This is a genomic window from Acidovorax sp. HMWF018 (assembly GCF_003061035.1).
Lineage (GTDB): Bacteria > Pseudomonadota > Gammaproteobacteria > Burkholderiales > Burkholderiaceae_C > Acidovorax > Acidovorax delafieldii.
The window spans coordinates 7,195-7,660 of the sequence record NZ_QAIM01000445.1 but is presented as its reverse complement, the minus strand read 5'-3'; the positions used below and the strand labels follow the sequence as shown (position 1 = coordinate 7,660).

The 466-nt window shown below is 66.7% G+C and carries 1 protein-coding gene; it reads left to right on the top strand.

Annotation, left to right across the window (positions count from 1 at the left end; translation table 11 throughout):
* Positions 1–466, top strand: a 466-nt coding sequence (gene trmB, locus DBR23_RS18395; protein ID WP_369882134.1) for a tRNA (guanosine(46)-N7)-methyltransferase TrmB, incomplete at both ends; no start/stop codon positions are given.

Genomic DNA, 466 nt, shown 5'->3' with positions numbered 1-466 from the left:
CTGCCCTACACCCCCGCCCCGCTGGACGCCACCGCCGCCTTTGGCCGCAGCGCCCCGCTGGTGCTGGAGATCGGCTTTGGCATGGGCGAGGCCACGGCCCATATCGCCCGCGTGCGGCCTGATGACAACTTCCTGTGCTGCGAGGTGCATGAGCCGGGCGTGGGTGCCCTGCTCAAGCGCATCGGCGAGCAAGAGCTGACCAACATCCGCATCCTGCAGCACGACGCTGTGGAGGTGATCGACCACATGCTGCCGCCCGGCGTTCTTGACGGTGTGCACATCTTCTTCCCCGACCCCTGGCACAAGAAAAAGCACAACAAGCGCCGCCTGATCCAGCCCCCACTGGTGGCCAAGCTGGCTGCACGCCTCAAGCCCGGCGGCTACCTGCATTGCGCCACCGACTGGCAGCCCTACGCCGAGCAAATGCTGCAGGTGCTGAGCGCCGAACCCCTGCTGCAAAACACCG